Source organism: Dyadobacter sp. CY347, assembly GCF_021502655.1.
In the GTDB taxonomy this organism is placed as follows: Bacteria; Bacteroidota; Bacteroidia; order Cytophagales; family Spirosomataceae; genus Dyadobacter.
On sequence record NZ_JAKFFT010000011.1, the window covers coordinates 37,690 to 56,134 of the forward strand.

Below are 18,445 nucleotides of genomic sequence, written 5' to 3' on the forward strand. Positions count from 1 at the left end.
TTAATCATTTTTGTTCTCTGGCTTCGGCAGCAACACTTTCCGGGACAGACGGTACTTACCAGTCTTCTTATCAATCTCAACCAATTTCACCTGAACTTCCTCTCCAACTTCAAGCACGCCGTCCATCTTTTCAAGACGTTCCCACTTGATTTCGGAAATGTGAAGCAAGCCGTCTTTTCCTGGCAAGAACTCAACGAATGCTCCAAACGGCATAATTGACTTCACTTTACCAGAATAGATCTCTCCGATCTCCGGCACCAGGATAATTCCTTTGATTCGGGCAACTGCCTTATCCATCGAAGTCTTATCAGCAGAGAATATACTTACGAATCCTGCTCCATCTTTTTCTTCAATAGAAACCGTAGCGCCAGATTCTTTCTGGATATCCTGAACAACCTTACCGCCAGGCCCGATAACTGCTCCGATCATTTCACGATCGATCTTGATTACGATAGCACGTGGTGTATGTGGTTTAAGTTCAGCGCGGCTTTCTTTCAGAGTTTTATTCATTTCGCCAAGAATGTGCAGTCTGCCCGCTTTCGCTTGCATCAGTGCCTCGGTCAAAACTTCGTATGAAAGTCCGTTTACTTTCATGTCCATCTGGCAAGCCGTAATTCCTTTTTCAGTTCCGGTTACCTTGAAGTCCATATCGCCCAGGTGATCTTCATCACCCAAAATGTCAGAAAGAACCGCGTATTTGCCTGTTTTGTCATCAGAAATAAGACCCATAGCAATTCCGGAAACCGGCGCTTTGATCTTCAAACCTGAATCCATCAATGCAAGTGATCCTGCGCAGACTGTTGCCATAGAAGACGAACCGTTTGATTCAAGGATATCAGATACAATACGGATAGTGTATGGATTGTCCTCAGCAACAGGCAATACTTTTTTCAATGCACGCAAAGCCAGGTTACCATGACCAACCTCACGACGGCCAGGACCACGGTTTGGTTTTACTTCACCGGTTGAAAATCCTGGGAAGTTATAATGTAGCATGAATTTGCTGTAACCGTATTTCATCGGCGTATCAACAATCTGCTCGTCATTTTTCGTACCCAATGTTACGGTTGTCAATGACTGCGTTTCTCCTCTTGTAAACAAAGCAGAACCGTGTGCATTTGGCAAGAAGTCGATTTCAGAAGCAATAGGACGAACTTCATCCAGTTTACGGCCGTCAAGACGGATTCTTTCATCCAGAACCAGGCGACGCGATGCTTCCCAAACCAGGTCATTGAAATAACGTTTCGCCAACGATTTGTCAAAACCTTCTTCGTCTTCCGGAATAGAAGCCGTAAATTCTTCCCAAACTGCCTTGAAACCTTCTTTTCTAACCGTTTTATTGGTAGAGCCCAATTGGGTTACTTTATATATTTTATCGTATGCAAATGTTCTCAAACGAGCTTCAAGCGCTTCGTCCGATGGATCGCCTACGTATTCTCTCTTTTCTGTTTTACCAACTGCCGCTTCGAACTCTTTCAAAGCAAGACATTGCTGCTTGATCACTTCGTGAGCCACTTTCAATGCTTCCACAACCTCTTCCTCAGAAACCTCGCTCATTTCGCCTTCAACCATGGCGATGTCATTGTAAGTTGCGCCAACCATCAATTCCAATGTAGCACGTTCCAGATCCGCTGAACCTGGGTTAACCACATACTGGCCATCAATTTTCGCAACGCGAACTTCTGAAACCGGTCCGCCAAAAGGAATATCGGATGCTGCAAGTGCAGCAGAAGCCGCCAGGGCTGCCAATGCATCAGGCAATGCAGTTGCATCAGCCGACATCAGCAAGATGTTAACCTGAACTTCTGCGTGGTAATCATCCGGGAATAATGGACGCAAAACGCGGTCCACCAGGCGGCTTGTCAAAACCTCCGGATCCGAAAGCTTGCCTTCACGACGCTGGAAGCTGCCTGGAATACGTCCGGCAGAAGCGAATTTCTCTTGATAATCAACTGATAATGGCAAGAAGTCAAGACCTTCCTTAATATCTTTATTAGCCACAACTGTCGCCAGCAACATAGTGTTGCCCAAACGAACTACAACCGAACCGTCGGCTTGCTTTGCTAATTTTCCTGTTTCAATGATGATTTCCCTTCCGTCCGGCAAGGGTATAGTCTTGGTAACTATATTAAAGAGCATAAAAAGATGTTTTTTGTAGCTGCGAAACGCCATCCTGACGTTCCAAATGTTTTGTTAATTCCGCAAAAAATCAGGGAACTTTCATGTAGATGAAGTTCCCTGATTCTAAATTACTTACGTATGTTCAGTTCGGCAATAATCGCACGATAGCGGTTAATGTCCTTTTTGAACAGATAATCCAACAATCTACGGCGCTTACCTACCATTTTAAGTAGACCAAGTCTTGTATCGTTATCTTTTTTGTGCGTTTTTAAGTGCTCGTTCAAATAATTGATACGGTACGTAAATAAAGCAATTTGTGATTCAGCAGATCCAGTGTCTCCGCCTTCTTTCTTAAAACCTTTTGATTCGAAGATCTCAGCCTTCTTTTCCGCGGTTAAATACATAATTGTAACAACAGATTAATTATTTTTGACTTTTTACCGCACCTTGCCGTAAATAAGGACGCAAAATTACGCTTTTTGAGCTGAATTAAAAAATATAATTTTACTATGATTGAATAAGCGTTCTTTTTCCAAATCTACTTGCCCATCTTTCTTTTATTCTTTTCACAAACATCATATAGACATCTTTTTCAAACAACCGGGAGTCGCTTCGGGCGCGGTCGATGAAATATAAGCCGGTTAAAAGCAGCACTGTATTCGCCATCCAGGCTCCTACGGGCACAGCGAGCATGCCTTCTTTCACCCATTTGTCACCCTGATTAGTCAATACATAAAGCAGGATAAAGAAGATAATTGACACCAGGACCGGCACTCCAAACCCTCCTTTTTTAATGATCGCCCCCAGCGGCGCACCGATCAGGAACATGATCAGGCAGGATAATGCATTGGTGTATTTATGGTGTTTTTCCAATTCATACTTCGTTGCGTCTTTGAGCTTTGTCTGCAAATAATCTTTCTGGGATTTGGTATAGCTCAGCATACTGTTCGCTGCGCTTTTGGTATTCATTAAAATTTCCTTCTTCAAACTGTCCGAAACAGGCTTATTCAGCAGTGAATCAATCCAGGCGCCTTTTTTTATTGTTTTATCCGTCCCTTCCCGATAATTGTAGGAATAATATTGCTGGCTTCCGGCCACCAGGTTTTTCCGCGTTTCGTTATAAGAATTACGAAGTGAGTCAGCCGTTGAAGTAAGGTCGCTGATGTTCTTCATGAACTCATGATATTTGAATTGCCCTTCATCCGTCCGCTTCATCCCGAACGACGACAGGCTCTCCGTCAAACGGAAGTGTTCAAACGAGTTGCGGCTGAAATTGGAATAATTCGGTACGCTGCTGCCGCCTATCGGTGAAGATATATACGCAGGCCGGGCACTACCCGAACTCACCTCATCTGTATAGCGCGTCCCGTTATAAAGCTCTATCACGAGGTAACGGTTATCATTGATCGAATACATCCGGCCCGAGTCTGCCAGAATGATTTCCGTGTTTCCTACTTCATAGGAACGGTTGCTATGTTTATAGATCACCATTCCCTTCAGCTTGCCGTTCTCTTCCTTCTTATCGACCTTAATGCTGAATCCCGGCAAATCATTATAAAAAATCCCTTCCTTGATCTTTAACGTGGCTTTCGTGGTCTTAATATCATATAAAAGGCTGTAACCCTTCAAGTTAGCCCACGGAGAGACACGGTCATTAAAATAGAACGAAAATATACTGACGGAAACAGCCACGATAAACAGCGGCGCCATGGCGCGTACAACGGAAATTCCTGCACTTTTTATGGCGGTTAATTCAAAGAATTCACCCAGGTTACCAAATGCCATCAATGATGAGAGCAACATGGCCAGCGGAAGTGCCGTAGGGACTGTTATCAGGCTGAAAAAGAAGAATAATTGCGCGTAGTCCGTTATCCCAAGGTCTTTGGAGACAAAATCATCTATATAAAAAATCATGATCCGCATCAGAAAAACGAAGACCACGACGGACATTGTTATTACAAAAGGTCCCCAAAAGGACATTAATATAAGCTTATCAAGCTTTTTCATCAACTGCCTACTATGTCTTTCAAATTATCAATAAAACCATCCCAGAGCGAAGCCAGCTCGCGCTCATCGCGGTTCGACGAATAGTCCGTCACGCGCAGGAATGTTGTCTGGGTTAACTCGCTAACTTCAAGTTTTAGTTCCACATGATTGTTGTCCAGATTATCGTCACTTGTATTTTCAAAATCAAATCTTACTGCTTTATTGATCCTCAAACCGGTCTGTCTGGCAATGTGGCTGTCGCCGTCCCACTGGAAATCGAATCGGTGGTCGGGGAGCACAGTGACCTTTTCAGCAAACCATTGTTCCAGTCCCGAGGGCGTTGATATATATGGAAAGAGTACTTTTGGAGAGGAGCGCAATTCAAATTCAGTAACAAATTTATATTTTTCCATATGAACTAAAATTAAAAAGGGTTAACCACAACAGTACCGCCTTATATGCTGATTTTAAAAGTTGTAATATAGCATAATTCAACAATAAATGTCATCAAAGTTAATTTTTGCTCTTTTTACCCTAACGGAAAATTAGCTCGAAAATTGAAAAAACGGGTTGGAGTTTAATTTTTTTTAACATACTTTTGCACCATAATAACACGGCGGGGTAGCTCAGATGGTTAGAGCGTAGGATTCATAACCCTAAGGTCGGCAGTTCGATCCTGCTCCCCGCTACGAAAGATCAGACATCCCCATGGATGTCTTTTTTATTGCCCCTGCTACATTCTTTCTGCATTCTGCGAGAATTAAATTACCGGATTTTCGGTTTCCCATTATAGTCTAACGCTGGTTCGCCTCTCATTCACCATGAAATTATTAATACAATACCTTAGCCGGTACAAAGCCCTCATTTTCCTGGCGCTTGTGCTGGCCGCAATCAACCAGGTCTTTTCGCTCCTGAACCCTTACATTCTCGGTAATTATCTGATCGACCCGTACGCCAACAAAGCGGAATATTACCGCAACAATGGCCTGGACGATGCTTTTTTCAAAGGAATCCTCATTGGCCTGCTCATGATCATCGGCGTGGCCATGGTTTCGCGGATTGCCAAAGCTTTCCAGGATTATGTGGTTAATGTTGTGATCCAGAAGTTTGGTGCAAACCTTTATACAGATGGGTTACGCCATGCATTACGCCTGCCTTTCCAGGACTTTGAAGACCAGCGCAGCGGTGAGACGCTTTCTGTATTGCAAAAGGTGAGAGCAGATTGTGAAAAATTCATTACGAGCTTCGTTAATGTGCTCTTTGCCACTTTGGTAGGAATCGTTTTCGTAGTTGTGGTTGCCTTCAAGCTCAGTCCATCGCTACCGCTTATTTACCTGGTAGGGTCGGTTGTACTCGCCATTCTGACGAGTGTTTTAAGTAAAAAAATCAAATCGATCCAGAAGAACATTGTCAAGGAGACCACAGCGCTGGCTGGGTCCACGACCGAATCTTTGCGGAACATTGAGCTGGTTAAAAGCCTTGGTCTTACGAATCAGGAAATTATGCGCCTGAACACAACAACATTTAAAATCCTTAAACTGGAACTCAGAAAAGTCAAAAGCATTCGCTCCATAAGCTTTATACAAGGCACTTTTGTAAACTTCCTGCAACAATGCATCATGTTCGCGCTGCTGTTTTTTGTCTTCCGGGACAGGATCACGGTTGGACAAATGATGATGATGCAGTTCTATTCGTTCTTTATTTTCGGGCCATTGCAGGAACTGGGCAATGTGATCCTCTCCTACCGTGAGGCCGAAGCCTCGCTGCACAACCTGCAAACATTGCTGGCGAGGCCCGTTGAGCACAAACCCGCGAATCCGGAGGTGATTACGGACATTGAAGAACTGAAATTCGATCACGTTCTTTTCCAGCACCAATCGGCGAATCGGCCAGCATTGGAGAACATTTCTTTTGATGTAAAACGTGGAGAAACCATTGCATTCGTGGGGCCGTCCGGTTCGGGAAAAACGACATTGGTTAAGCTGCTCGTTGGCCTTTATCATCCGATTTCAGGAGCCGTTTATTACAATGGCATTGATGGTAACAACATTGATTTTGATGAGATCAGGAATAAAATAGGTTTTGTAACACAGGATACCCAGCTTTTCTCGGGCACAATTAAGGAAAACCTGCTCTTCGTAAATCCGGATGCGACGGATGAAATGATCAACGACGTGTTGCTGAAAGCCGCTTGCTACAATTTATTGTCGAGAGCTGAAAGCGGAATTGATACGGTCATCGGCGAAGGAGGACTGAAACTTTCGGGTGGTGAACGTCAGCGTTTATCCATTGCCCGTGCGCTGCTTCGCGTGCCGCATCTGATCATTTTTGATGAAGCCACTTCCGCATTGGATTCGTTGACTGAGGAAGAAATTTCCAATACAATCCGCAACATTACTGACCAGCGGCAGCACATTACCGTCATGATCGCGCACAGGTTGTCCACCATTATGCATGCGGACCGCATTTATGTTCTGGAAAAGGGCCATGTTGTTGAAACAGGCAGCCATCATGCTTTGCTTGATGAAAAAGGTTTGTATTATGCCATGTGGCGCCAGCAGATCGGCGAGCGCAAGGATGAGACAGTTCTTTCTTCTTAATGTATACAATAACTATAAGCTAGCAAGATTCAGGTTTTTCAGCGGTCCTTCGGCGCCTATTTTTGTCCTGTCAATATTAGATTGGATCAAACATAAATAAGACGAATGAAAAACATTGAAACATTGGATTGGCGTTACATTACGGACGATCTGCACAGGAAAGGATACGGATTAATAGAACAGGTCCTTTCGCCTTCGGAATGTGATGAACTGGTTGCATCTTACAATGAACCAGCACATTACCGGAAGACGATCGTGATGGAGCGTTACCGGTTTGGGTTAGGAGAATATAAATATTTTCAATATCCCCTGCCAGACCTGATCCAGCATTTACGACAAAGCTTTTACCCAAAACTCGCCCCGGTCGCTAATAAATGGATGCAAGTCCTCAATATAGACCAACATTACCCTGCTGATTTCCAGGACTTTAAGGCGAAGTGTCACGAACAGCAGCAAACAAAGCCTACCGTGCTTATCCTGAAATACGGCGAAGGCGGGCATAATACGTTGCATCAGGACTTGTACGGAGACCTGTTCTTTCCTATTCAACTGGTTATTTTCCTTAGCGACCCTGAAAAGGATTATACAGGAGGAGAATTTGTGTTGACCCAACAAACGCCGCGCGCTCAGTCGAAAGCCATCGTTTTGAAACCCAAGAAAGGAGACATACTGGTCTTCACAACCAATTTCAAACCCGTGAAGGGAACCAAAGGTTATTATCGCGTCAATATGAAGCATGGCGTTTCCGAAGTAACTTCCGGCAACCGCTTCACGCTGGGAATCATTTTTCACGACGCATTAAGCTGAAAGCCATGATCAGGCACTCGGACCTCGGACCTCCGTCGTTTCAAACGAGCAGAAGGTTGAAAAAGCTGATCGATGATCATGTAATTCGCTATGGTGGAAATGCTAAGCTGAAAATATACGGAACATTGCAATGCGCTTCGGGAAGGCGTATGAAAATGAAGAATCGCGTATTCTTCAGCTCAGAAAGAGAAGCATCAGCGCAGAGTTTCCGGCCGTGCGGGCATTGTATGCGGGAAGCCTATTTGAAATGGAAATTGTCTCAAATAAATAAAGATACCTAGCTATTGAAAGATCGGCCGAGGGTCTCACTAGCTGACTGTAATCCAACGGCGGCGTAAATCAGTACAAATGCGTAGGTTAGAAATTGCAATTCATATGTGACTTATTTTAAATAGAACTCTTCGTCGTAGCCAATTTATCCAATGGCAGAAAGTAGTTAATTAATGGGTTTTTCATGAAAGCTCAGTTTACTAATTTTGAAATGCTGCCCCTCCATCCTATTGAGTCAAGCGGCATTGAAAATAATGTTTATACGGAACAACTATCATGTTACTTCAAGAAACAGCATTGGAACAACTGTCGGATAGTGGCGTCAACTTTACCATGAACGAATTCAGACGATCTATAACACAACGCTTCAAAGATCCTATATTTGATTTATTCATTCAGGCTGGAATCGTTAATGAAATCAAGAGTCCAGATGGCATTCTGCGACTTTGTATTCGAAGTGGTTCAGCTGAGAAAATGCAGATACTTCTCTCGCAACTAAATTTAGAAATCCTTTCACCAGAATTGTTTTTTGAATTGATTGACAGGGCAGCCTTTGAACAATATGATACGCCCGAAAGTGCCGCTGCTTCACAATGGAAGCATTTAGCATACAGTTCGTTGCATAAAGTGAAGGATGTGAATTTTTTAAAAGAAAAGCAAATTCGGATTCATAATCATGTCGTAACTGAAGAGCAAACACCCCTGCGACTAGCCGTATTTATGAGAGATCCCCAACTTGTTCACCTTTTGATCAAAAATGGCGCGTTGGCAGACGCCAAGTTTTCCGAAGATACTTATTTACAGGGCGGTAACTTACTTCACTTTATTGCAGCTCAAAAGGAAACATCCAAAAAAGATATTTTAATCAGTGGAATCTTAATAAGTGCCGGAGTTGAAATAAATGCAAAAAACAAGAACCTGTACACTCCGCTGGCCTTATGTGCCCAAAACGGGTCTCTCGCAATGGCAAAATTTCTCGTAAGCAAGGGAGCTTTTCTGGATGAAAAAGTAGGCTTAAATGCGGATACCACCATTTTAATGGAAGGCATCCGTCATAAAAATTATGCTATAACACAATTTCTACTTGATCATGGCGCAGATGTTCACTATCGGGACAAAAATGGATGGACAGCTGCGAGGCTCGCTTTCAATCGACGCAACAGGGAAACTGGGGAAGCTATAATATCCAAAGGCGCAGTTGTGCGGCCTTTTATTGGCCTAAATGGTTCACCTAGTAAGACCGCGGGCATTCTAGTGGAAGTTTTAGATACGACGGCCTCTGGCAGCGCCTATTCATCGGGAATCAGAATAAATGACATTATCATTGAAGTGGATTTTCAACCAATAGATTCAATGCCCAGCTTGATAAACGTTATTACTGCGAAGCGACCTTTGGATACAATCACAATGACTGTGATTCGCGAAAACACCACTTTGAATTTTATTGTCGAAATTCAGGCGATTTAACCTGATTTTTAGCTCTGAACAAATATTGATGTACTTATCATTAAGGAACGCACATTGTTTTTACCCAAGTTATTACTCCAAAACCTTAACCGTAAGACTTCGCCAGAGATAAAAAACCAGGTAACTCTCCCAGCCTGCAAACTGCTGAAATAGCGCTTCGATCTTGCCCGTTTCGCTTCTGTCCTGGATAATGTTGTGATTGGAAAGCGCATTTAGTAAACCAATATCCCCATGCGGAATGCCGCCCGGCTCCTGCAAGGATTTCATTAATACATAATTAGCCGTCCAGACACCGATTCCCTTGTGATCGGTTAATGCTTTCTTGCGTGCTTCGAAGCTGGGCAGAGCACGGATTGCTTCCTTATCAATGCTTCCATTCGCAAATGCTCTTGCAATGCCAATCACATAATCTGATTTTTGTTTTGAAAACTGCATTTCCTTCAAAAGATCGGGATCGGCCGCTGCCAGCACTTCGGGCTCGGGAAAGACGTAGTAAGACTCATTTTCATGATCGATGCGCTTACCATAATGTTCCACAAGCCTGCGCTTCACTTTATAGGCAAAGGACAAATTGATCTGCTGACCGATAATGCACCAGCAAATGGCTTCAAAGAGATTTGAAATGCCAATCATCCGCAAGCCTTTATAACTTTCTGCCATGTATGCAATGCGTCCGTCGGCTTTGAGCAAATCATAAAATGGCTGAATGTTGGTGTCCATATCAAACCATTCGCGCACATAATCAACGAGATAGGCTTTATTTTCCTGGGTTGGTTCGCCTTTCAGAATATCCAGTTCCAAAAAACCTGCATGCTCCTTAATGGCAACCAGCAGCATTTCGTCTCCCACTTCCAATGCCTTGAAAATGGTATCACCTTTAATGATATGCAGGCAGTCGTCATAGTTCCTGTTGAGAAACCACAGACATTCTTCAAAACTAAAAAGCGCCGGAACGGGAATTAAAACCTGATGCTCATTATTCATTTACCAAATATACCAGAGCTAAAAACAAGCCAAAACCCATTTCTTGCCGCATGAATGTTAATGTACAATTTTGAAAACCAATTCTTTAAGCAACTCTCCTTCGGGAATACTCACGCCGTCGAGGCCTTTCAGACGGGCGTCGCATTCTCGCAGATAATGGATAATGTTGGCCACTTTGGGAAGCGGGTAATTGCGGATGGCCAGCAGATAATCTTTTACAAAATAAGGGTTCACACCAAGTTCGGTAGCAAGTCCTTTTTCCGTTTTATCCTTGCTGGAGTGCGCAAGGAGCACTTTTGTATAAAACCCAAAAAGAATGATCAGGATGGGTGCCAGTGGATTATCTTTTGAATTTTGGGAAAAATAAGTGGCAATCTGGTTGGCCTTCATGACATCGCGCGTCATCAATGCCTTTTGGAATTCAAACACATTATATTCCTTACTGATGCCGACAAACCGTTCAATAGCCGCTGCATCTATGCCCTCATCCACACGGAGGTTAACCAGTATTTTCCGGATTTCGTTGGACAATCGTTTCAGATCATTTCCAATGTTATCAACCAGCATCTGCACAGCCTTCGGGCTTATTTTCACGCCTTCGTGCTGACAAAAAGAAGCGACCCATTCCGGTAACTTGTTGTCATACATCTTCTTAGATTGTACCACAACCCCATTCGTATTCATGGATTTGATAAAAGTCTTGCGCTCGTCCGCATTGGCATGAAAGCAAAAAACCAGCACCGTGCTGTTCAGCGGGTTCAATGCATAATCTTCCAGCCTAGCCTGCTGTTCCTTCTGCTCAATGCCGCCGAGCTTGTTGGCATCCTTCACCAGGATCAATTGCCTTTCAGCCATAAAAGGAAAGCGCCGCGCATAGCTTAGCACTCCGGCCACATCCGTATCCTTTCCATACAGAACGAATTGGTTAAAACCTTTTTCAGATTCAGGAACAACGCGTTTTTCCAATTCCTCGGCAATAGAATCGATATGATAAGGCTCATCGCCGTGCAGAAAATATATCGGCCTGAACTTTTTACTTCTGATTTCTTTGAGGACAATATCCGGTGTTTGGGCCATTGGTTGTGCCTGTAAGCAATAATGTTAATGTGTTAATATAAAGTCCGCTGACTGTTTTTGAAGTTCCGGGAAAAAGCGTAAAAATTTATCCCTGTAAAATTCCTCGTTCACACGCAGCTCCTGCATGGCGTTCCGAAGCGGCTCCAGATATGTTGCCCGCCGCGACATCCGGTGAAAAGTCAGTTCTACGCCTTCCAGCGTTGCATAGCTCGTTAGCCAGTCCTCGCGGACCATGGCCTGCACCATGCGCGTCATGTGCTCGGGAATAAAGTGCTCATTCTTCCTGATCAGGGCATATATGTTCCGGGTGTATGTAAAAAGCGGCTCTTCGTGATACCGATCAAAATGCTGCGCAAGGAAGTAATCAAAATAAATATCCATCACAATGCCAGCCAGCTTTCCCTGCGACAATGCTGCCTTATGCGTGGCTTCGCGTACAATCTCATGCTGGTCTGTGAAAAAATCGATATGCCTGTGCAGCTTCAATCCGGTGACAAAGTCAGGGTCCCATTCGGCCGTCTTTTCATCCGTCAAACGGCCCTTAATGAAATCGCCCACATAATTGCCCATCATCACGCCCTCCTTGTCTCCCGATAGCAAAATGTGTGCTAAAAAATTCATCTAAATGACATTTTGGCAAATTTGCCGTACGTTTGTTTTTCCCTGCTCTACTTGGAACAATTTTTTACAACAACCATTATTTTAATCAAACTAGCAAATGAAAGTCGAAAAAAATAACGTAATAGCGTTAACATACAGCCTTAGAATTCCTGACACAGACGGCGAAACAGATGTCGTTGAAGTGGTTACGGAAGAAGATCCAATGTACTTCATACAAGGCATCAGCGGCCTTCCCGAGGGTTTCGAAAACCAGATCGAAGGACTCGTTGCAGGTGATATATTTGAATTTACCGTTGCCCCGGAAGAAGGTTACGGCGAGTTTGATGAGGAAGCCATTGTTGAGCTGCCAAAAGCAGTGTTCCAGATGGAAGACGTTAACCAGGATGAATTATTGCAGATCGGCAATATCATTCCAATGACCAACGAGGACGGCGAAAGAATGCATGGCCAGGTTGTTGAGATCAAGGACGACCTTGTTGTGATGAACTTCAACCACCCACTGGCAGGAAAAGAAATGCATTTCAAAGGACAAATCATCTCAATCCGCCCAGCCACAGCAGAAGAAATCAGCCACGGGCATGTGCATGGTGCGGGTGGCGTGCATCATCATTAATTTTGAATGAGTGAATGACTGAATGTTTTTTTATTCACTCATTCACTCATTCACTCATTCAATCGTTAACAACATACTGCTCTACCTCCACGCCGAACCTCTTCAAAAACTCCACTCCTTCTTCAATTGCGATTCCCTTGTAAGCCGCGTAGGAATGCAGGAAAATTACTTTTTTGATTTTCATTGTATAGATCACCCTGGCGCAGGCAATGCATGGCGCTAATGTTACGAAAAGCGTTGACCCTTCGATATTCGAGCCGTTTTTTACAGCAAACAATATAGCGTTTTGCTCCGCGTGCAAAGCGAGTGAACAACTCCCCTTCGCGTCTCTCGGACATCCAACTTCCGGAAATTCCTCATCACAATTATGCGTGCCTGCGGGAGGACCATTGTAACCGATTGAAATAATACGCGTGTCTTTTGTTAATACCGCACCAACCTGTGCTTTGATGCAATGTGAACGCAGCGCCAGATTTTTTGCTAATTCCATGTAGATATCATCAAATTTCGGGCGCAAATTCGTTGTAGATAATGTCATTCGTTTCTTCAATAATTTTTATACAAACTTATAGAATTGAAAACGGGATTCAACACAAGATTTTGAAGTATGATCAGAAGTTTTTTGCTAACCCTTTTACTGGTTTTGACATTCCTGCCCGCCTTTCCGCAGGAGGAGAAAGTCGTGCTGAAACTTGCACAGGATCAGGCATCATTAGTTAAAAGTTATAAATTTTTTATTCAGGAAGTTGAAGATCAGCGCATTATGCCTGGGTCTGGATTGGGAAAAGTGATTGTTCTGGGCAAAGAAGCGCCGGTCGTGCTGCCGGGTAAGGTGGACAAGGAACTCTTCAATTACTGGTCATTTGCCGCACCCAAAAATCAGCAAACTTACCTGCCGCTTTACATCAGTATTAAAGAACTTTCATTGAACGAAAAGCGTGTGGGACCTAACAAGGTCACCGGCGAAGTGAAGCTTTCGGTGAAATTTCGTTGGTATCGAAATATGCAGCCGGTGGAGTTAACAAATTATCAGACAGCAGCAAACTACACCCGGCCGGAAAGAGACTATATGTACGAAAAGTTGGTTAAGCAATTGCTCGACCAATCCATCGCACACTTTCAAAAGTGGATGACGCTGAATGCTGGGAAAAACCCGGCGCTGGCGCGGAACATTCAGTTGGTCTTTAAAGAAATTAGTAACAGTAATTCGGATACGGTATTTTATTCGCCTAAAAGGCCGCTGATATGGGATGATTTCAAGGTGCGCAGTGCCAAGCCTGGCAGCAGATACGCGGCTGCTGTGTTTACAAGTTTTGGCTACGAAGGCCGCTCCTATCCGAAAGACGATGACCTTGTTGTCGAAATCGGCCTGAAAACTTTTATGGTGAAGAGCATGTCATGGGGTCGGCCTGAGTCCAGAAACGCAAGCACGTTGCGCCACGAACAAATTCATTTCGACATTACAAGGCTGGTTGTCGAAAAATTTAAAGCCCGGCTTCTTAAAGCAGAGCTGACCATTGATGACTACGACAGCGAGATACAATATCAGTTCCTGGAAGCATTCCGTGAAATGAACACGGATCAGGAACGCTATGACGGCGAAACCGGCCATGGCCTGAATGCAGGTGCCCAGGCGGCCTGGGACCGCAAAATTGCAGGCGAGATTTCGGCAGTTTATGCTGTTCAATAACCCGTTATGGCGCGGTGACAAACATAGTTTCTGCCACTTCCTGACTCGTCGCGTAGTTTTTGATATAAAAATCATAAGCGTCCAAATCTTTCTCAAAAGCCTTATCACTGACGATATAAAGCGATTTTCCCTGCTTAAAACTTACAACCTCATGCTTGGGCACATGATGCACAACCATTTGATCTGAGAGGCGGATCTTGATGCTTTGGGAAACTGAATAGGTTGAGAAAATGATTGCCAGCAAATAGGAACATTTCACATATTGGAAGGCTCTTGAATGATAGGCATACCAGATCGCGAACAGCATTGCATATAGTAAAACCACTTCCAGTTTATCCAGATTAAGGTCTTCCAATAAATATCCGGGTAAGGACTTGGGTACAGAAACCGCAATGTTTGTCATATAAGCCGAAAGCCAAACCACCTTATTAACAATCACTTGCAACCAAAATATATGCAATGGTGCGACCAGCAAAAGCACTAATGCAGCCGGCAGCAGGACATTGGTAAAGCCAATCACAAATGGATTGACCAGCCAGAAATAACTCGGAAATTGATGAAAATAAAATAAACTCAGCGGGAAAGTAGCCAGCTGCGCTGCAAACGACAATGCTGTGATCTGCCAGACAAACTTCAAAACCTTATTCTCAGGGTTAAAAATGCTGTTCAGAGGCTCATACAGGAGAAATATCCCGCTCATCGCCAGATAGGACAGTTGAAATCCGACATCATAAAGCGCAGCCGGGTCTAACATCAAAATCAGTAAAGCGGAAAATGCCAGCGTATTCATAGCATTCTGTTTCCGGCCAAAAACCTCCGCGATCACAAAAACAATGCACATCAGCGTCGCCCGCTGAACCGACGGCGGCAAGCCTGTTACCATTGCATAAAAGCCAAGTAACCCGATAATCAGTGATAAATAAGCAATCTTGCCAATGCGCCAGCGCTTCATCCAGCCAAATGCATAGCTGATCACCAGGAAGATAATCGCTACATGCATTCCTGAAACAGAAAGAATGTGAACAGTTCCGGACGTGGTGTAATCACTGATCTGGTCGGATTGCAGATCATCTCTTCTGCCCAGCAACATGGCTTTTATGAGTCCATAAGCTTCGTCGTCCTCCACATTTTTCCTGAACACTGCTGCCGCCCACTTTGAAATCCCGTTGCTCCATTGGCTGAGGACAAAGGAATGGTTTGCATGAGAAGCGATCTGAAACGAATGCTCCGTCAGATAATCCGTCCATACAATTCCTTTGTTTCGCAAATATTGCCGGTAATCAAACTGCATTGGATTGCCGGCTTCCATCGGGCGTTCCAACGTGCCATGAACAATGAGCGTATTTCCAGGCTCCGGAATGCTCGACACATCCTGGGCAATGTTGATCAATGCTTTTAAATTAACCTTCACCCAACCTCTATCCGTTTTAATCCGCGAAATATGCGCTTCATAGCGAAGTGTTTTCGTGCGTTTCTCTGGTAAACTCCTGATCTCCGCTTCATATGCGGAATATTTCGTGACCGTTAATGTTGCAATGTTCGCGTCGTTACTTTGCTCGAAAGTTTGCATGGTGTATGCGCCTACCACAACCATAAACAGCGGGAATGTGATCCCAAATGCTGTTTTCAGGTTTTTAAAATAAAAAACAAAGCAGAGGATAACGAGGAACCCAGCCAGCGATATAAGCAATGCTGCTGTCCAATTAAAAGCAGGAATAATTTCGCTCAACAAAATACCGGTCATGTATGACAACACAATCCCGACAAATGGCGAACGTGGCAGCATACTAGCGGACTACAAAACGTTTGGTTACCGTTTTTCCACCGGATGAAACCCGGTAATAATAGAGTCCGCTTGGGAATTTTTGAACGTCGAGATAATTAAGGTCAGTAGCGCCTGATGTGACCAGCTGGCCCCGCTGATTGAAAATTTCAACCGAGAAAAGTTGAAAATTGGGTGTAAAAATATTGGCTGTTAATGTCTCACTCACCGGATTGGGATACAATTCCACTAACATATCGTCCCCTGTAATTTTTGAATATTCAACCAATTTGGCCCGTCGCGGGCTGAGTTCGAGCACGGCGTGCATGCGCTCTTTCTGGTCGTTGGTGAATACACTCATACACCCGTCGGGGGAGTAATCCATGTAATTTTCAATCATATTCCTGGTCGTAACACCACGACATTCAGAAAACACAGGCGTGCAGGAAATATCTGTTGTTTCGTTTTTGGTAAAGGCTGTTGGTGTGTCCTCGCAATGGTCAGTCCCGCAATTCCGGTCACCCCAAATGTGGATGAGCCCGAGCCAATGTCCTACTTCATGCGTTGTAGTGCGGCCCAGATTGTAAATAGAGCTGGTAATAGCAGGTGAATTCCTTCCAAAATAACGGAAGTCGATAATGACCCCATCGGTTAATGCTTTCAATGCCTCATCTTCGGAAGTGGCAAGCCCCGTAGTAAGATCATTTACCTCGGTAACGACGGGAAATTGAGAAGTCCCCAAATAACGGTCAGCAAGCCTGCAAACCCAGATATTAAGATAACGGCTGGTTGCCCAGGCAGCCGAAATTTCGGCCAGGTCGTCCGCTTCGGTAATCGGGCTAAACTGGCTTTTTTCATTATAGGTCCGCAAAACGGTCACCAGCTTAAAACGGATGCGCGTATCGACGCCCAGGGAATCTGTATAGTAACCTTTATAACCAGATGTATTGCCATAATCCTCGTTCAAAACGTCAATCTGGCTTTGGATCTGGGCATCTGTAATGTTCTCATTGCTCTGCCCGCCAATGGTCATATCCTCTTCACTATGAACCACATGCACCACAACCGGAATTGTTACGACTTCATCAGCATGGGTCCGTAATGAAGCCCGATTGGCCTTAATCCTTTTCTGAATAGCTTCCTCCGACTTGATCCGCAAGTTTTGCAAAGCCGGAAATTTGGAGATGGTCAAAGCGTCCAGTTCAGTGCTGGCGCAGCGTTTCAGCAACGCATCGCTGTCCTGCGCCAGCACGAACGCTTTGGAGATAATCAACAGTAAAATGGTCAGCAGAAATTTACTGCTCGGCTTTATCATAAGCTGCCAGGATATCTTTTACCAAACGGTGTCTCACCACATCGGAACCATCCAGCTCAACAAAACTGATCCCTTTGATCCCTTTCAGGACTGCTAATGAATCGATTAACCCTGATTTTAAATTTTTAGGTAAATCAATCTGGGATTTATCGCCGGTAATGATCGCCTTGGAACTCGGGCCCATCCGGGTCAGGAACATTTTCATCTGCATGGGCGTGGTATTCTGCGCCTCGTCCAGCAAAATGAATGCATTGTTCAATGTCCGTCCGCGCATATAAGCCAGCGGTGCGATTTCAATCGTGCGGCTTTCCAGATACAGTTTGAGTTTTTCCGGCGCAATCATATCGTCCAGCGCGTCGTAGATCGGGCGGAGATATGGGTCAATTTTTTCTTTTAAATCACCCGGCAAAAAACCCAGGTTTTCGCCTGCCTCAACCGCGGGGCGTGTTATAATAATCTTTCTGACTTCCTTGTTCTTCAATGCCCGCACGGCAATGGCCACGGCGGTGTACGTTTTCCCGGTTCCGGCCGGCCCTACTGCAAACACGAGGTCGAACTTCTCTGCCTGCTCCACCAGCAACTTCTGGTTTGGCGTTTTGGCCTTTACAACCAGCCCCTTATTGCCGTAAATGATCACATCCGCATCATCTTCCGCACTCGCAACCGGCGATTTTACGACGCCATTTAAATAACCTTTAACATTGTCATTGGTAACCTTGCCGTATTTTTGATAATGGGCTATTAATGAATCCATTACATCGGTGATACGGATAATCTCAGGAGCAGTGCCCTGAATGCGGATCTCGTTTCCGCGTGAAATAATTTTGCTTCCAGGGAAAGCGGCTGCAACTTCCTTGATATTCGCATTGTGAATACCCAAAAAATCAACCATTGAAACGTCCTCGAGCGTGATGATTTTTTCCAGCAAATGAATTAAAGTTTAGTGTTTCGCTATTTGTTCTAAAATTTAGTAATAATAACGAACAATTGTAATACAAAAGATGAGAAATACAATTAAGATTTGATATTTAGAAACGAAAAATGAACATATTTTGACCAACTCTTTCATTATCAGAGCCGGACAAAAATGATCGTTTCCTGAAAAAAAATATTTGCCCGAACTTACCCTTTC

Annotated in this window: 17 protein-coding genes and 1 tRNA gene; 7 read left to right on the plus strand and 11 right to left on the minus strand. The window is 44.2% G+C overall.

The genetic code is table 11. The features are described from left to right. The 4 genes from pnp to L0659_RS24375 form a co-directional block, all read right to left on the minus strand. The gene (gene pnp, locus L0659_RS24360; RefSeq protein ID WP_235129205.1) at positions 1-2,139 is read right to left on the minus strand and encodes a polyribonucleotide nucleotidyltransferase; all 2,139 of its coding nucleotides are present in this window, start codon (positions 2,137-2,139) and stop codon (positions 1-3) included. A 110-nt stretch (positions 2,140-2,249) separates the two neighbouring features. Continuing rightward, entirely contained in the window at positions 2,250-2,525 is a 276-nt protein-coding gene (gene rpsO / locus L0659_RS24365) for a 30S ribosomal protein S15 (protein WP_234613511.1), read from the minus strand. A gap of 103 nt (positions 2,526-2,628) precedes the next feature. After that, positions 2,629-4,128 carry an LptF/LptG family permease gene (locus L0659_RS24370; protein ID WP_235129206.1) on the minus strand — a complete coding sequence of 500 codons (1,500 nt, stop codon included), beginning with the start codon at positions 4,126-4,128 and terminating at the stop codon, positions 2,629-2,631. Further along, positions 4,128-4,520 carry an START-like domain-containing protein gene (locus tag L0659_RS24375; RefSeq protein WP_235129207.1) on the minus strand — a complete coding sequence of 131 codons (393 nt, stop codon included), beginning with the start codon at positions 4,518-4,520 and terminating at the stop codon, positions 4,128-4,130. The genes L0659_RS24370 and L0659_RS24375 overlap by 1 nt, the downstream gene beginning before the upstream one ends. Before the next feature lie 202 nt (positions 4,521-4,722). On the opposite strand from L0659_RS24375, the gene L0659_RS24380 reads away from it, so the two are divergent. The 5 genes from L0659_RS24380 (at position 4,723) to L0659_RS24400 (ending at position 9,251) form a co-directional block, all read left to right on the plus strand. Then, positions 4,723-4,796 (plus strand) — tRNA-Met (locus L0659_RS24380). Between the two features lie 132 nt (positions 4,797-4,928). After that, the gene (locus L0659_RS24385) at positions 4,929-6,707 is read left to right on the plus strand and encodes an ABC transporter ATP-binding protein (protein ID WP_235129208.1); all 1,779 of its coding nucleotides are present in this window, start codon (positions 4,929-4,931) and stop codon (positions 6,705-6,707) included. A 105-nt stretch (positions 6,708-6,812) separates the two neighbouring features. Further along, positions 6,813-7,514, plus strand: a complete 702-nt coding sequence (locus L0659_RS24390) for a 2OG-Fe(II) oxygenase (RefSeq protein WP_235129209.1) — start codon at positions 6,813-6,815, stop codon at positions 7,512-7,514. A gap of 5 nt (positions 7,515-7,519) precedes the next feature. Then, positions 7,520-7,795: an Ada metal-binding domain-containing protein gene (locus L0659_RS24395; protein WP_235129210.1), complete on the plus strand. Its 276-nt coding sequence runs from the start codon at positions 7,520-7,522 to the stop codon at positions 7,793-7,795. A gap of 265 nt (positions 7,796-8,060) precedes the next feature. Further along, positions 8,061-9,251 carry an ankyrin repeat domain-containing protein gene (locus L0659_RS24400; protein ID WP_235129211.1) on the plus strand — a complete coding sequence of 397 codons (1,191 nt, stop codon included), beginning with the start codon at positions 8,061-8,063 and terminating at the stop codon, positions 9,249-9,251. Positions 9,252-9,323: 72 nt separating this feature from the next. Here L0659_RS24400 and L0659_RS24405 read toward each other — a convergent pair whose 3' ends face one another. The 3 genes from L0659_RS24405 to L0659_RS24415 are packed head-to-tail and all read right to left on the minus strand — an operon-like array spanning position 9,324 to position 11,933. Then, positions 9,324-10,235 carry a DNA-3-methyladenine glycosylase gene (locus tag L0659_RS24405; RefSeq protein ID WP_235129212.1) on the minus strand — a complete coding sequence of 304 codons (912 nt, stop codon included), beginning with the start codon at positions 10,233-10,235 and terminating at the stop codon, positions 9,324-9,326. A 57-nt stretch (positions 10,236-10,292) separates the two neighbouring features. After that, positions 10,293-11,312 (minus strand): DNA polymerase III subunit delta, encoded by a 1,020-nt coding sequence (gene holA, locus L0659_RS24410; protein ID WP_235129214.1) that lies wholly within the window; start codon positions 11,310-11,312, stop codon positions 10,293-10,295. A 24-nt stretch (positions 11,313-11,336) separates the two neighbouring features. Further along, positions 11,337-11,933: an ACP phosphodiesterase gene (locus tag L0659_RS24415; protein WP_235129215.1), complete on the minus strand. Its 597-nt coding sequence runs from the start codon at positions 11,931-11,933 to the stop codon at positions 11,337-11,339. 97 nt (positions 11,934-12,030) lie between these two features. Here L0659_RS24415 and L0659_RS24420 point away from each other — a divergent pair, with 97 nt between their 5' ends. Beyond that, positions 12,031-12,546 carry a peptidylprolyl isomerase gene (locus L0659_RS24420; protein WP_235129216.1) on the plus strand — a complete coding sequence of 172 codons (516 nt, stop codon included), beginning with the start codon at positions 12,031-12,033 and terminating at the stop codon, positions 12,544-12,546. 58 nt (positions 12,547-12,604) lie between these two features. Here L0659_RS24420 and L0659_RS24425 read toward each other — a convergent pair whose 3' ends face one another. After that, positions 12,605-13,084 (minus strand): dCMP deaminase family protein, encoded by a 480-nt coding sequence (locus tag L0659_RS24425; RefSeq protein ID WP_235129217.1) that lies wholly within the window; start codon positions 13,082-13,084, stop codon positions 12,605-12,607. 69 nt (positions 13,085-13,153) lie between these two features. On the opposite strand from L0659_RS24425, the gene L0659_RS24430 reads away from it, so the two are divergent. Beyond that, a complete protein-coding gene (locus L0659_RS24430; protein WP_235129218.1) occupies positions 13,154-14,236 on the plus strand; it encodes a hypothetical protein in 1,083 nt (360 codons plus the stop codon). 4 nt (positions 14,237-14,240) lie between these two features. Here L0659_RS24430 and L0659_RS24435 read toward each other — a convergent pair whose 3' ends face one another. From L0659_RS24435 to L0659_RS24445, 3 genes are read right to left on the minus strand one after another with little or no spacing between them, the layout of a single operon-like run. Continuing rightward, a complete protein-coding gene (locus L0659_RS24435) occupies positions 14,241-16,022 on the minus strand; it encodes a ComEC/Rec2 family competence protein (protein WP_235129219.1) in 1,782 nt (593 codons plus the stop codon). A gap of 1 nt (position 16,023) precedes the next feature. Then, positions 16,024-17,313 (minus strand): M43 family zinc metalloprotease, encoded by a 1,290-nt coding sequence (locus tag L0659_RS24440; RefSeq protein ID WP_235129220.1) that lies wholly within the window; start codon positions 17,311-17,313, stop codon positions 16,024-16,026. Continuing rightward, complete coding sequence (locus tag L0659_RS24445) at positions 17,294-18,241, minus strand: PhoH family protein (protein WP_233798401.1); 948 nt, start codon at positions 18,239-18,241, stop codon at positions 17,294-17,296. The genes L0659_RS24440 and L0659_RS24445 overlap by 20 nt, the downstream gene beginning before the upstream one ends. Positions 18,242-18,445 lie beyond the last annotated feature (204 nt).